Origin of the sequence: Bradyrhizobium sp. 87 (genome assembly GCF_023073015.1) — a bacterium.
Classification (GTDB): domain Bacteria; phylum Pseudomonadota; class Alphaproteobacteria; order Rhizobiales; family Xanthobacteraceae; genus Bradyrhizobium; species Bradyrhizobium canariense_D.
This window is the reverse complement of record NZ_JADPIQ010000084.1, coordinates 144353-156305: the sequence shown is the minus strand read 5'-3', so window position 1 is coordinate 156305 and position 11953 is coordinate 144353. Positions and strand designations below refer to the sequence as shown.

Genomic DNA, 11953 nt, shown 5'->3' with positions numbered 1-11953 from the left:
GAGTAGAACAACAGGCCTGCGCGCTGTCAAATTGACGCAAGCCGGCGGTTCGCCTCAGGCGGGATCGGCCTTCTTCACCGTCAGCGCCTGGTCGATCGCAAAACCGCCAATCTCGCTCATCGCCTGCGAGATGACGTCGCCCTTGCGGGCAAAGCCGGCGGAGAGGAAATCGAACTGGGTGCGCGCCAGCCGCAGCACCTCGATCGGCACGGAGATTGCGGTCTCGTTGAAGCTATCGACCGAGGCGTGCAGCGTCTGCAGCTCGCTTGTGAGCTGGCCGATATGGTTCTCGGCGTGCTGCATCAGGCCGAGCAGCTTGCCGCGCTCTGCATCGAATGCCGCGCGCTCGGCCGCCGCGGCCGCGGTGACCTCGGCAAGCTGGCTGCGCAGCCCGTCGATTTGCTTGACCATGGCGTCGGACGCCATCTCACCGGTCTCGCGCAGCTCGCTGTTGCGCGTGTTCTCTTCGTGCTCCCGGTGATAGAGGCGTTCCGCCGACATCGCCCGTTGCGTCAGCGACTCGATCAGCGCGACCGCGCGCAGCAACATCTCGCCGTTCCGCCCCGACACCATGCTGGCCATGCGCCGCAGGAAGTCGGTGGTTTCGGACGATGGGTTCGGCGGCAGTGGAACGACCGTCGCGGACATGGGGTGATGCTTGCAGCCGGAAATGATGACCGCCGCCGTACCGACTGAGCTCACGCAACATTCGGCGCCTGATCGCAAGCCTGGAGCAAGCCTGAATCGCCGCGCCCGGTCAACCGGGCGGGACCAGATTTGCAACTGCGTCACGTATCCTTCTGCCAGCCGATCCGGCCGAGATGGGTGAAGCCGAACCCGGCCGAATATTTCAGGCCGTAGGCCAGTGCCCGATCGATGCCGATATGGGCGAGCCAGATCAAGGCGATGGACAGGGTGAGTGGCGAGGCGAGGCCGAAGCCGAGCGTCAGCAGCGCGACCGGCGCCATGTAGCTGTGGGCGGCGTTGTAGACCATCGCGCCGAGTTTGGCGTCGGCAAGATAGGCGAGGAAGCTCAGATCGGGGACAAGGAAGAGCAGGGCAAAGACTGCCCAAGAGCCGTCCCAGGTCCAGTAGAGCATCACCATCCCCACAAACAGCGTCAGGCCTTCCAGCCGCAGCAGGATGTTGACGCCGCCCGTCGCCGCGCCGGTCTCAGCCGTTCCTTCGGTCATGCTCGTCTCCCAGGCAAAACTTTGTAATTCCTTGCGCTTTCCCGCTGCGGCAAGGCAGCCCTGCGGGGCCGAAAGCCGCTTCCCGGCCCGCAAAATGCCGTGTTAGAACCCCCGGCAATCGCATTTAGGCTAAGAACTGGCGGGAGCAAATGAAGAACATCCTGGACGCCCTTGAAGACCGTCGCGCCGGCGCAAAGCTCGGCGGTGGGGAGAAGCGCATCGAGGCGCAGCACGCCCGCGGCAAGCTGACCGCGCGTGAGCGCATCGAGCTCTTGCTCGACAAGGGATCGTTCGAGGAATTCGACATGTTCGTCGAGCACCGCTCTACCGAGTTCGGCATGGAGAAGAACAAGGTGCCCGGCGACGGCGTCGTGACCGGCTGGGGCACCGTCAACGGCCGCAAGACCTTTGTCTTCGCCAAGGACTTCACCGTGTTCGGCGGCTCGCTGTCGGAAACGCACGCGCTGAAAATTACAAAGCTTCAGGACATGGCGATGAAAGCGCGTGCGCCCATCATCGGCCTCTATGATGCGGGCGGCGCCCGCATCCAGGAAGGCGTCGCAGCACTCGCCGGCTATTCCTACGTGTTCCGCCGCAACGTGCTCGCCTCCGGCGTGATCCCGCAGATCTCCGTCATCATGGGCCCCTGCGCCGGCGGCGACGTCTATTCGCCTGCGATGACCGACTTCATCTTCATGGTGAAGAACACCAGCTACATGTTCGTCACTGGCCCCGACGTGGTGAAGACCGTCACCAACGAGGTCGTCACGGCCGAAGAGCTCGGCGGCGCCTCGGTGCACGCCACGCGCTCCTCGATCGCCGACGGCGCCTTCGAGAACGACGTCGAAACGCTGTTGCAGATGCGGCGCCTGATCGACTTCCTGCCGTCCAACAACACGGACGGCGTGCCGGAATGGCCGAGCTTCGACGACATCGGCCGCCTCGACATGTCGCTCGACACTCTGATCCCCGACAATCCGAACAAGCCCTACGACATGAAGGAGCTGATCCTGAAGGTCGTGGACGAGGGCGACTTCTTCGAGATCGCGGATGCTTTCGCCAAGAACATCGTCACCGGCTTCGGCCGCATCGCGGGCCGCACGGTGGGCTTCGTCGCCAACCAGCCCATGGTGCTGGCCGGCGTGCTCGACTCCGACGCTTCGCGCAAGGCGGCGCGCTTCGTGCGTTTCTGCGATGCCTTCAACATCCCGATCGTCACCTTCGTCGACGTGCCGGGCTTCCTGCCGGGTACCGCGCAGGAATATGGCGGCCTGATCAAGCACGGCGCCAAACTGCTGTTTGCGTACTCGCAGTGCACCGTGCCGCTGGTCACCATCATCACCCGCAAGGCCTATGGCGGCGCCTTCGACGTCATGGCCTCCAAGGAGATCGGCGCCGACATGAACTACGCCTGGCCGACCGCCCAGATCGCGGTGATGGGCGCCAAGGGCGCGGTCGAGATCATCTTCCGCGCCGACATCGGCGACCCCGACAAGATCGCCGCAAGAACCAAGGAATACGAAGACCGCTTCCTCTCCCCCTTCATCGCCGCCGAGCGCGGCTACATCGACGACGTCATCATGCCGCACTCGACCCGCAAGCGGATCGCGCGGGCGCTGTCGATGCTGAAGGACAAGAAGGTGGAAACGCCGGCGAAGAAGCACGACAATTTGCCGTTGTGAGGGCGCACTTGTAGCCCGGATGAGCGTAGCGACATCCGGGTTTGTCTATCCAAGTCCCGCATGTCGCTTTGCTCATGCGGGCTACCGATTCTGTTTCTGAGTTGGCATCCTCGATCCAAATCCAATGACCGAAGACGATCCGACCGACGAGATTTCAGACATCGAAGCGCGGATCGAGGCTTTGGCCGAGATCGCCGAGCGATGCCGCAAGTACATCCTGGCGTCCAAGCTCGCGATCGGGAGCGGCGGCGCGCTGTTGTTGATCACGATCTTCGGTTTGCTTGGGATGGGTCAGACCGCCGCGCTCGGATCGATCGCTCTGGTGCTCGGTGGGATCGTCTCGCTCGGCTCGAACGTCAGCACGTTGCGGCAGACGGAGAGTGCGATCGGGGATGCGGAGGCGCTTCGGTCTCAACTGATCAGCCGCATCGACCTTCGCGTGGTCGCCGATACGCCGATGAAGCTCGTGTAACCGAGCAGCCTTAAGCCGCAGCCCTGCGCGACAGCACCTGCAACTCCTCGCGGCATTCGGCTGCGAACGCCTGAAGCTGCTCCGCGGTTTGCCGGTCGAGGATCGCCTTTGCCAGCCGTTCGGCGCGGGCAAGCTGGTCTCTGAGATATGCGATGCGGGCCATGTGTCACCTTCCGCAGGGATGATTTGATGGCTGTGAGCCTAGGGCCGTCGCCGAGTTAATTATGTGAGGCACGTCACACCCCCGCGCGGCGTCAGCGGGTCGCGTCCGCCGCCGCAAAATGCGCCATCTGATCCGCATGGGCTTTTGCGAAAGCCGGGCGGGCTGTGGCGCGCGCGAGGTAGTTGCGGCAGGCGGGACTGTCCGCGAGGCCATCGAACTGATCGACGATGCGCAGCACGTCTGACATCAGGATGTCGGCGACGGAGAACGTGCCTGCCAGCCATTCGCGGTTGGCCAGCACCGCCTCCATGTGCTTGAGGCGGAGTTTTAGAAAGTCGTCGACGAATTTCCACGCGGCCGTATCGCTCGGGTGACCCATGAACTTCGACATCGTCCAGGGCAGACTCGCCATCTCCACCGAATTGAGCGCGGCGAACAGCCACTCCGTGGCTTCGTTGCGGCCGCGCGGATCGGATGGCATCAGCTTCGCGCTGAGGCCGCCGAGATGCAGCAGGATCGCGCCGCTCTCGAAGATCGAGAGATCGCCGTCGGTCAGCCACGGCAACTGCCCGAACGGCTGATGCGCAAGATGCTCGGCGCCGCGCCCGTCGAACGGCGCGCTCGCGACGCGATAGGGCAATGCGGCCTCTTCGAGCGCCCAGCGCACCCGAAGGTCGCGCACGAAACCGCGCGGGGGCGGGGGAACCCAGTCGAAGGTGGTGAGCGTGAGGTCGGGCATGTGGTGTCTCCGTCTGCTGTCCAGGCATAGGACGGGTGAGAGATGCGCGTTCCGACACCGGTGCCGTCCTTTTTTGTCGTCGCCGACGTCATCGGCTAGTCTCACCCCAAACAACAGGAGGAAAATCCGATGCCGTCAGCCTTCTTCGTCGTCCGCGCCGTCGTCACCGATGCCGGCAAGCGCGCCGCCTTCGACAGGTGGTACGAGACCGAACATCTGCCCGACGCGATGAAGGCCTTCGGCGTGAGCAAGGCCTGGCGGTTCTGGAGCCTCGACGATCCCTCACTGCATCAGGCGATGTATCAGTTCGCGAGCGAGGCTGCGCTGCACGCCATGCTGAAGGGCGAAGCGCTGACGCAACTGGTGGCCGATTTCAACCGCGATTGGCCCGACGTGACGCGCACGCGCGAGTTGCTGGTGCTGGCGCAGGAGTTTGGCAAGTAGCGCCCGGCGGCGGGCTGTCACCGTCGGAGTCGCAGCGAAGCTGAACGCGCGATTCAGCTTCGGTTCATGTCGTCACCACGACACTCGCCTCTGCATCACTGGCACGACCATCCAAGAGGAAAGAAGTCATGGAGCGCCGGAACTTTTTAAAATTTGCAATCGGTGTCGCGGCCGGAGCTGCCGCGTTCACGACCGCCGCAAAGGCTGCGCCGCTGGCGCCGCAGCCGCTCGGTGACCCCCGCATGCCGCAAGGCAATCCCGACGCTCATCCCGCAGTCACCAGCAGCGAAGAAGCCGCGCAGTTGAAGCCGGAGCAGGTGCACTGGCACGGCCGCCATCGCCATTGGGGTTGGCGCCGCCGTCACTGGGGCTGGCATCGCCGGCGATGGCACCGCCGCCATTGGTAAGCTTCGCGCACCAGGCTTGAACGGGGACCGCGATCGCGGTCCCCGTTCTGATTCGAAACATCCCGGTGCGACGTCAGGCGCTCAAAAAGAAAATGGCCGCGCAGGCTTTCGCCGCGCGGCCATTTCGCAATGCGAAAAAAACGAGATCAGAACGGGCGGCAGCGGCCGGCGTACCAGCGGAAGCCGTAGGGGCACACGCGGGCGCGCGGCACGACCACGACAGGGGCCGGCGCAACCACGATCGGACCCGGGCGGACAACGACCGGACCGCGCATCGGGCGGCAGCCGCCATAGGCGCCGCGGTACCAGCCGGGGCCGCAACCGCCGGCGGCGCTCGCCGCCTCGCTGAAACCAACGACCGCGCTGGCGAGCATCACGGCGGCAAACAGGTATTTCATTTGATCTTCCTTCTCGTCCTTGGGTGTAGGTTTTGGGGGCAGGTAGGAGGGCTTGGCGCTTTTCGGCGCACCATGAATCAAAAGACACGATTCGACACGTTAAAATCGCAACATGCCGACACGACGCCAGCCAAATCTGCCAATCATGACCTGAATGCGGCATGAACATTCCCCGCACGCGGCTCCGGACGACAGCAATGACGCTAGCGGCCGAGAAAGCCCAGGACTAGCTCCCTGTACTTCTCAGGCGCCTCGAGGAAGACGAGATGGCCGGTGTCCGGGATCACCTCGGCCCGCGCATTCGGCATCTTCGCCGCGAGTGCCTTCGCTAGCTCGGCGTTCTCTCCCATTTTCGCGCGCAGCGCCTCCGGCGCGTTCGGCCGGCCCGGAGCGTTGTGGTCGTCGGCGCCCATGATGAATAGCGTCGGCTCGGTGATCAGTGCGATCTCGTGCGCCACCGGCTCACGATAGATCATCTGGCCGGAACTGACGAAGGCACGCAGCCAGCGCGGATAATCCGGGCTGCCCTCGATGTTGAAGCGGGCGTCGATGAACGGCGTGATCGCGTCCGGCGGCAGCTTGATCGCATAATTGGTCTGAAGCTGCTTGCGATAGCCATCGGCCGTGAGCTTGTCCTCGGTCTCGATGATCTTCTCGGTCGGCGTCGGCGGTACATAGAGGCGGTAATCTTCCAGTCCGATCGGGGCCGTCAGAACAAGGTGGGCGACGCGATCGGGAAAGGCGCGGGCGATGCGGACGCCCAGCATGCCGCCGAGCGAATGGGCGACGATCTCGGCCTTGTCGATCTTGAGGTGATCGAGCAGCGCGATGGTGTTGCGCGCCAGATTGTCGAAATGCAATTCGCCCTTCGGCTTCGAGGATTTGCCGAAGCCGATCTGGTCCGGCACCACGACGCCGAAGCCGGCCTCGCTCAGCATCTTGATAACAGGCGCCCAGTAGCTCGACGGGAAATTGCGCCCGTGCAGCAGCACGACGGTGCGGCCGTTCGGCTGCGCAGGCGGCACGTCCATATAGGCCATGCTGAGCTGCTCGCCGTCATTGACAACAGGCAGCAGGTGCACGGGATAGGGATAGGCAAAGCCTTCGAGCGCGATGCCGTAGGGTTCGCGCGGGGCGGTGTCGGCGGCGTGGGATGTAAGAGGAGCGGCGAGAAGAGCCGTGCAAAGCACGGCCGGGAGGAGGCGGATCATTGAAGGCTCTGAGTCATGTTGGCGCTAGGAGACACATTCTCCGTCATGCCCGGGCTTGGCCCGCCTGCGCGGCCGAAGCCGCTTCGGCGAGGCGAAGGCCCGGGCATCCACGTGGTGCCACGCAAACTGCACTAAAGACGTGGATGGCCGGGTCAAGCCCGGCCATGACGACGAGAGACGCTTACACGCGCTTGTGTTCAGTCCTTCGCAGTCCCGAACAACGCGGCAAACTGCTTCTCGCCGGTGCGCGTAAAATTCACCACGCGGCTGCCGGGCGTGGCGTCGCGGGCAGCCCATTTCAGCTCGGCGAAACGCTGCATCATGGCGGCGCCCAGCGTGCCCGCGAGATGGTGACGCCGCTCGCTCCAGTCGAGGCAGGCCTTGCAGACCGGCCGGCGGGGATGGGCGAGCATGTCGGGCGAGATCTGCAAATGCTTCGCCAGGAAGCGCTCGCCCTCGGCCGTCAGCTCGATCTCCTGCTTCTTCTGCCTGACCAGGTTTTGCGCGCGGAGGGTGTCGAGCATCTGCACGCCGAGATCGCCGGCGAGATGGTCGTAGCAGATCCGGGCACGCCGCAGCGCCGGATCCTTCGGCCCGGTGCGCACGCGCATATGGCCGGTCCGCGCGGCGAGGCCCGCAAGCCCCTCCAGCACCCCGGCGACATCGTCGTCAGTGAGGCGGTAGTAGCGGTGGCGGCCCTGCTTCTCCGGCTCGATCAGGCCACCGGCCTCGAGCTTGGAAAGATGCGAGCTCGCGGTCTGCGGCGTGATGCCGGCCTCCTGCGCCAGCTCGCTCGCGGTGAGCGCGCGGCCGTTCATCAGCGCCGTGAGCATGTTGGCGCGTGCGGGATCGCCGACGAGCGAGGCGATCATGGCGATGTCGGGACCTGATTTCATGCTTCGATGGTAGCCGAAGCATTGAGGTCGGGCAAGCGCGTAGCGTGGGGTTGTTCGTCATTGCGAGGCGCGAAGCGACGAAGCAATCCAGGCTGCCTCCGCAGAGGGATTCCTGGATTGCTTCGCTGCGCTCGCAATGGCGGTGTGGAACCAGAGGAGCCCATCATGTCCGTCACCGTCTTCATCCGCTACCAGCTCGATCCCTTCAAGCGCGCGCAGTTCGAGGAGTATTCGAAGCGCTGGCTCACCATCATCCCGAAATGCGGCGGCGATCTGATCGGCTATTTCATGCCGCACGAGGGCACCAACAACATCGCGTTTGCGCTGATTACCTTCGAGAGTCTGGCTGCGTATGAGGCCTATCGCGCCCGGCTGCGTCAGGATACGGAAGGCATGGCCAACTTCCACTTCGCCGAGGAGCACAAATTCATCCTCGCGGAAGAGCGCACGTTTCTGCGCCAAGTGGTTTTGTAAGTGCTATCGTAGGCCATCAACGACAGGAGAGACGCCCATGATCGCCGTGATCTTCGAGGTCTGGCCGAAGCCGGAACACCGCCAGGATTATTTCGACCTCGCGGCCGACCTCAAGCCGATCCTGCAAACCATCGACGGCTTCATCTCGGTCGAGCGTTTCGAAAGCCTGACCGAGAAGGGCAAGATCTTATCGGTGTCGTTCTGGCGGGACGAGGCGGCCGTGCAAGCCTGGCGCAACACGATGGAGCATCGCCGCACCCAGGCCAAGGGCCGCGCGAAAATCTTCGCCGATTATCACTTGCGTATCGCCAGCGTCATCCGTGACTACAGCATGAATGATCGCGAACAGGCGCCAAAGGACAGCCGCGCGGTGCACGACGCGCACTAGCGCTCGTGGCGGCACGTCCCCATCTCTGCGCGGCCAACAAGGGAGAGAAACATGCACGTGACAACTGCTGACAAGCGCGCGGCCTTCAGGAAGCTGCACGAGAGCGGCTGCTTCATCCTGCCCAATCCGGTCGACGTCGGCAGCGCGAAAGCGTTGCAGCATCTCGGTTTCAAGGCACTCGCGTCGTCGAGTGCGGGCTTTGCCTGGACCATCGGCAAAGCCGACAACCACGTCACCGTCGAGGACGTCTGTCAGCATCTGGCGGCATTGAGCACGTCGGTCGACATCCCCGTGAACGCTGATTTCGAGGGCGGCTTTGCGGTCGAGCCGGACAAGGTCGCGGAGAATGTCGAGCGCTGTGTGCGCACCGGCGTTGCCGGCCTGTCGATCGAGGATTCCACCGGCGACAAGGACAAGCCGATCTACGAGCGCGCGCTCGCAGTCGAGCGCATCAAGGCATCGCGCAAGGCGATCGGCGATAGCGGCGTGCTGCTGGTCGGCCGCTGCGAGGCCTATCTGTGGGGCGTGACCGACCTCAAGTTGGTCATCGACCGGCTGACGGCCTACGCAGATGCTGGCGCCGATTGCCTTTACGCGCCGGGCCTGAAGAGCCGCGAGGACATCGCCGCGGTGGTGAAGGCTGTCGCACCCAAACCGTTCAACCTGTTGATCGGCGTCTCCGGGCTGTCATTGCAGGAAGCTGCCGATCTTGGCGTGCGCCGGATCAGCGTCGGCGGTTCACTCGCTCGCGCCGCCTGGGGCGGCTTCATGCGGGCCGCGAAGGAAATGGCGGAGAAGGGGACCTTCGCGGAGCTGGCGAGCGGCTATCCCGGCGGCGAGCTCAACAAGATGTTCAGCTAAGACAAACGAAAGCGGCGGGATCTGAATCCCGCCGCTGTTGCATATTGTTGCAATTCGTTACTTCGCGCCGTCAGCGGGTGCCGGCGTATCCGGGGCCGCCTTGCTCGGCGCGGCGCCCGTGGTCACGCCCGGCCCGGTATTGGTGCGCGGCGTCACGTCGCGCATGCCGGGAGGTGCGGCCGGATTGGTGGCCGGTGCCTGCTGCGCTGTCTGCGTCGCCGGCGTGGTGCTGGCCTGGTTGCTGGTGCCGGTGTTGTTCAGGCCGTAGAATACGGCACCCAGCACCAAGGCGATTGCCACTGCGAACAGGGCTACTTTGCCGCTGGAGGCGGGGCCTTCGCCAAGCTCCGGGTCGACCTGAAGCTGGGCATCCCGTCGCGCCGCATTGCGATACTCATCATCGGCGAGATTCGGGCGGTACGGATCGTTGATAAAACGGTCGTCAGCCATCGATTGGTTCTCCTCGATTATTGCGGCGGGACAACCCGTGGATGCGAGATTCTGTTCCGCCCTCCTTAATGCTTTCGTCGCATGTTGCGCCCGCGGCGGGAATCGGGAACCTGTTCGCTGGGGAACCTGACGCGTAAGCTCCGCTGACGGAAGGGAACAAAGCGATGTGGAGCTTGCCGCCGAGCGATTATAGCGTGCTGAATCTGTTGTCGCTGGTTGCGGTCGCGGCGCAAGGCATGACCGCCGCGCTCGCTGCCGGCCGCCGCAGCATGGATTGGCTCGGCGTCTGCTTCCTCGGCTGCATCACGGCGCTCGGCGGCGGCACCTTGCGCGATCTCTTCCTGGGGCATTATCCGTTGGCCTGGGTGCAGAACCCCATCTACCTCGCACTGGCCGGAGGCGCCGCCTTCCTCACCATCCTGATGGCGCGCCTGGTGCACCGGCTGAAACTGGCCTTCATCGTGCTCGATGCCATCGGCCTCGTCGTCTTCACCATGACCGGCTGCGACATCGCCTGGCAGATGGATGCCACGCTGCCGATCGTCATCGTCTCCGGCATGGTGACCGGTTGCGCCGGCGGCGTGTTGCGCGACGTGCTCTGCAACGACGTGCCGCTGCTGTTCCGCTCCGAGCTCTACGCCAGCGTCTCGGTGGTGACGGGATTGTTCTATGCCACCGCGTTCGGTCTTAAGCTGAACGCCGAGCTCTGGACCATTTTGACATTCGTCCTCGGCATCAGCTTCCGCCTGCTGGCGGTGCGCTACAAATGGGAGATGCCGAAATTCGTCTTCACGGAAGAGGAGGAGCGGGAGCCTTGAGCTACGGCTCCTGCTTCCGCGCCCTCGCCACCTGCGCCGGCGTCACCAGCGGCGCGGCGTTGCCCCAGGAATTGCGGATGTAGTTCGTCACCGCCGCGATCTCTGCGTCGGACAGCTGGTTGGAATAGGCCGGCATCTCCCCGGTGTTGGGCGCGCGCGGGGTCGTCACGGTGTGGGCGCCGTCGAGGATGATGCGCAAGGTCGAGGACGGATTGACCGATTGCAGCAGCGCGTTGGCGGGCAGCGGCGGATAGATGCGCGGTGCGCCGGATCCGTCGGCCTCGTGGCAGGCGATGCAGAACTTGGCGTAGATGGCCTGGCCGGCCTTCATCTCGGCATCGTCAGGCGGCGTCACGATCGTCTCACGCCGTGCCGGCGGCAGGTTCTTCAGGTAAACCGCGATCGCGCGCACGTCGGCATCGCTCATCTTCGAAGTCGAATTGACGACCACCTCCGCCATCAGCCCGCTGGCATGGCTCCTGGCGTTGCGCCCGCTCTGAAGATATTCCGTGATGTCTTCGACACTCCACGATTTCAGCCCGGTGCGGGCGGCGCCATCGAGCCGTGGCGCGTACCAGCCGCCCACCTCGTTGCCCGCGAGGGCCTGCGCCTGCTTGTCCGCGCCAAAATAGTTCTTCGGCGTATGGCAGGCGCCGCAATGACCGAGCCCGGTGACGAGATAGCCGCCCCGATTCCACGCCGCGCTCTGGCTCTGGTCCGGTTCGAACAGGCCGGGTTTGAAATAGACCATGTTCCAGATCCGCATCAGGCCGCGATAGCCAAACGGCCAGCGTAGTTCCGGCGGCTTGTTGCGGCTGGTGACGGCCGCGAGCGTTCCGAGATAGGCCCGGATCGCCAGCGTGTCGTCCTTCGTCATCCGCGTGAAATAGGGATAGGGGAACGCCGGGTAATAGTTGGAGCCGTCTGGGGCGACACCGGTGCGCACGGCGCGAGTGAAATCGGTGTCGGTCCAGGCGCCGATGCCGGTGTCGCGGTCCGGCGTCAGGTTCGGGGCATAGATCGCGCCGAATGGTGTGTCGATGCGCTTTCCGCCCGCGAACGGTTTGGCGGGATCGGCGGTGTGGCAGCCGGCACAGTCGCCGGCCTCCACCAGCGACTTGCCGTAGGCGATCAGCTCCGGTGACGGCTCGGCGGCGCCGGCCGCGCTCGCAACCGCACTGCACAACGCCAGGCCCACGAGAGCCAGGCCAGTGAGAATCGTCCGCATCGAAAGCCTCTCCTGCGACCCATCGACGCCGTCCCGGATGACGGGGCGTCAATTCGTTGCGCGACGGCGGGGGTATGGTGACACAAAATGAAAATCGCGGATGCCAATGCAGCCACGAAATTGCGATTT

17 protein-coding genes are annotated in these 11953 nt (G+C 64.5%); 8 read left to right on the top strand and 9 right to left on the bottom strand.

Features of this window, described 5'->3' with window-relative positions:
• Positions 1-54: 54 nt before the first annotated feature.
• Positions 55-648: a hypothetical protein gene (locus tag IVB50_RS20450; RefSeq protein WP_026233187.1), complete on the bottom strand. Its 594-nt coding sequence runs from the start codon at positions 646-648 to the stop codon at positions 55-57.
• 140 nt (positions 649-788) lie between these two features.
• Entirely contained in the window at positions 789-1193 is a 405-nt protein-coding gene (locus IVB50_RS20445) for a DUF4260 domain-containing protein (protein ID WP_018456480.1), read from the bottom strand.
• A 149-nt stretch (positions 1194-1342) separates the two neighbouring features.
• Between IVB50_RS20445 and IVB50_RS20440 the strand changes: the two genes are divergently transcribed.
• The gene (locus tag IVB50_RS20440; RefSeq protein ID WP_018456481.1) at positions 1343-2875 is read left to right on the top strand and encodes an acyl-CoA carboxylase subunit beta; all 1533 of its coding nucleotides are present in this window, start codon (positions 1343-1345) and stop codon (positions 2873-2875) included.
• 124 nt (positions 2876-2999) lie between these two features.
• On the top strand, positions 3000-3347 hold the full coding sequence (locus IVB50_RS20435; RefSeq protein WP_018456482.1) for a hypothetical protein: 348 nt from the start codon (positions 3000-3002) through the stop codon (positions 3345-3347).
• Between the two features lie 10 nt (positions 3348-3357).
• Here the strand turns inward: IVB50_RS20435 and IVB50_RS20430 are convergent, their stop codons facing one another.
• Both IVB50_RS20430 and IVB50_RS20425 read right to left on the bottom strand, forming a co-directional pair.
• Positions 3358-3510: a hypothetical protein gene (locus IVB50_RS20430; protein ID WP_018456483.1), complete on the bottom strand. Its 153-nt coding sequence runs from the start codon at positions 3508-3510 to the stop codon at positions 3358-3360.
• A gap of 91 nt (positions 3511-3601) precedes the next feature.
• A complete protein-coding gene (locus tag IVB50_RS20425) occupies positions 3602-4249 on the bottom strand; it encodes a glutathione S-transferase family protein (RefSeq protein WP_018456484.1) in 648 nt (215 codons plus the stop codon).
• A 129-nt stretch (positions 4250-4378) separates the two neighbouring features.
• Between IVB50_RS20425 and IVB50_RS20420 the strand changes: the two genes are divergently transcribed.
• Both IVB50_RS20420 and IVB50_RS20415 read left to right on the top strand, forming a co-directional pair.
• Positions 4379-4693, top strand: coding sequence for a hypothetical protein (locus IVB50_RS20420; RefSeq protein WP_018456485.1), 315 nt, complete (start codon positions 4379-4381; stop codon positions 4691-4693).
• Positions 4694-4821: 128 nt separating this feature from the next.
• On the top strand, positions 4822-5100 hold the full coding sequence (locus IVB50_RS20415; RefSeq protein WP_018456486.1) for a twin-arginine translocation signal domain-containing protein: 279 nt from the start codon (positions 4822-4824) through the stop codon (positions 5098-5100).
• 146 nt (positions 5101-5246) lie between these two features.
• Here IVB50_RS20415 and IVB50_RS20410 read toward each other — a convergent pair whose 3' ends face one another.
• From IVB50_RS20410 to IVB50_RS20400, 3 genes are all read right to left on the bottom strand, one after another.
• Entirely contained in the window at positions 5247-5498 is a 252-nt protein-coding gene (locus IVB50_RS20410; RefSeq protein ID WP_007603074.1) for a hypothetical protein, read from the bottom strand.
• A gap of 203 nt (positions 5499-5701) precedes the next feature.
• Complete coding sequence (locus IVB50_RS20405) at positions 5702-6709, bottom strand: alpha/beta hydrolase (RefSeq protein ID WP_018456487.1); 1008 nt, start codon at positions 6707-6709, stop codon at positions 5702-5704.
• A 197-nt stretch (positions 6710-6906) separates the two neighbouring features.
• Complete coding sequence (locus IVB50_RS20400; protein ID WP_018456488.1) at positions 6907-7605, bottom strand: winged helix-turn-helix domain-containing protein; 699 nt, start codon at positions 7603-7605, stop codon at positions 6907-6909.
• Positions 7606-7770: 165 nt separating this feature from the next.
• Here IVB50_RS20400 and IVB50_RS20395 point away from each other — a divergent pair, with 165 nt between their 5' ends.
• The 3 genes from IVB50_RS20395 to IVB50_RS20385 are packed head-to-tail and all read left to right on the top strand — an operon-like array spanning position 7771 to position 9328.
• Entirely contained in the window at positions 7771-8079 is a 309-nt protein-coding gene (locus IVB50_RS20395) for an NIPSNAP family protein (protein WP_007603076.1), read from the top strand.
• Positions 8080-8116: 37 nt separating this feature from the next.
• Positions 8117-8467, top strand: a complete 351-nt coding sequence (locus IVB50_RS20390) for an antibiotic biosynthesis monooxygenase (RefSeq protein ID WP_018456489.1) — start codon at positions 8117-8119, stop codon at positions 8465-8467.
• A gap of 51 nt (positions 8468-8518) precedes the next feature.
• Positions 8519-9328, top strand: coding sequence for an isocitrate lyase/phosphoenolpyruvate mutase family protein (locus IVB50_RS20385; protein WP_018456490.1), 810 nt, complete (start codon positions 8519-8521; stop codon positions 9326-9328).
• 57 nt (positions 9329-9385) lie between these two features.
• Here IVB50_RS20385 and IVB50_RS20380 read toward each other — a convergent pair whose 3' ends face one another.
• The gene (locus IVB50_RS20380; protein ID WP_018456491.1) at positions 9386-9778 is read right to left on the bottom strand and encodes a hypothetical protein; all 393 of its coding nucleotides are present in this window, start codon (positions 9776-9778) and stop codon (positions 9386-9388) included.
• A 164-nt stretch (positions 9779-9942) separates the two neighbouring features.
• Between IVB50_RS20380 and IVB50_RS20375 the strand changes: the two genes are divergently transcribed.
• Positions 9943-10596, top strand: coding sequence for a trimeric intracellular cation channel family protein (locus tag IVB50_RS20375; protein ID WP_018456492.1), 654 nt, complete (start codon positions 9943-9945; stop codon positions 10594-10596).
• A gap of 1 nt (position 10597) precedes the next feature.
• On the opposite strand, the gene IVB50_RS20370 is transcribed toward IVB50_RS20375, so the two are convergent.
• The gene (locus tag IVB50_RS20370; RefSeq protein ID WP_018456493.1) at positions 10598-11824 is read right to left on the bottom strand and encodes a c-type cytochrome; all 1227 of its coding nucleotides are present in this window, start codon (positions 11822-11824) and stop codon (positions 10598-10600) included.
• Positions 11825-11953 lie beyond the last annotated feature (129 nt).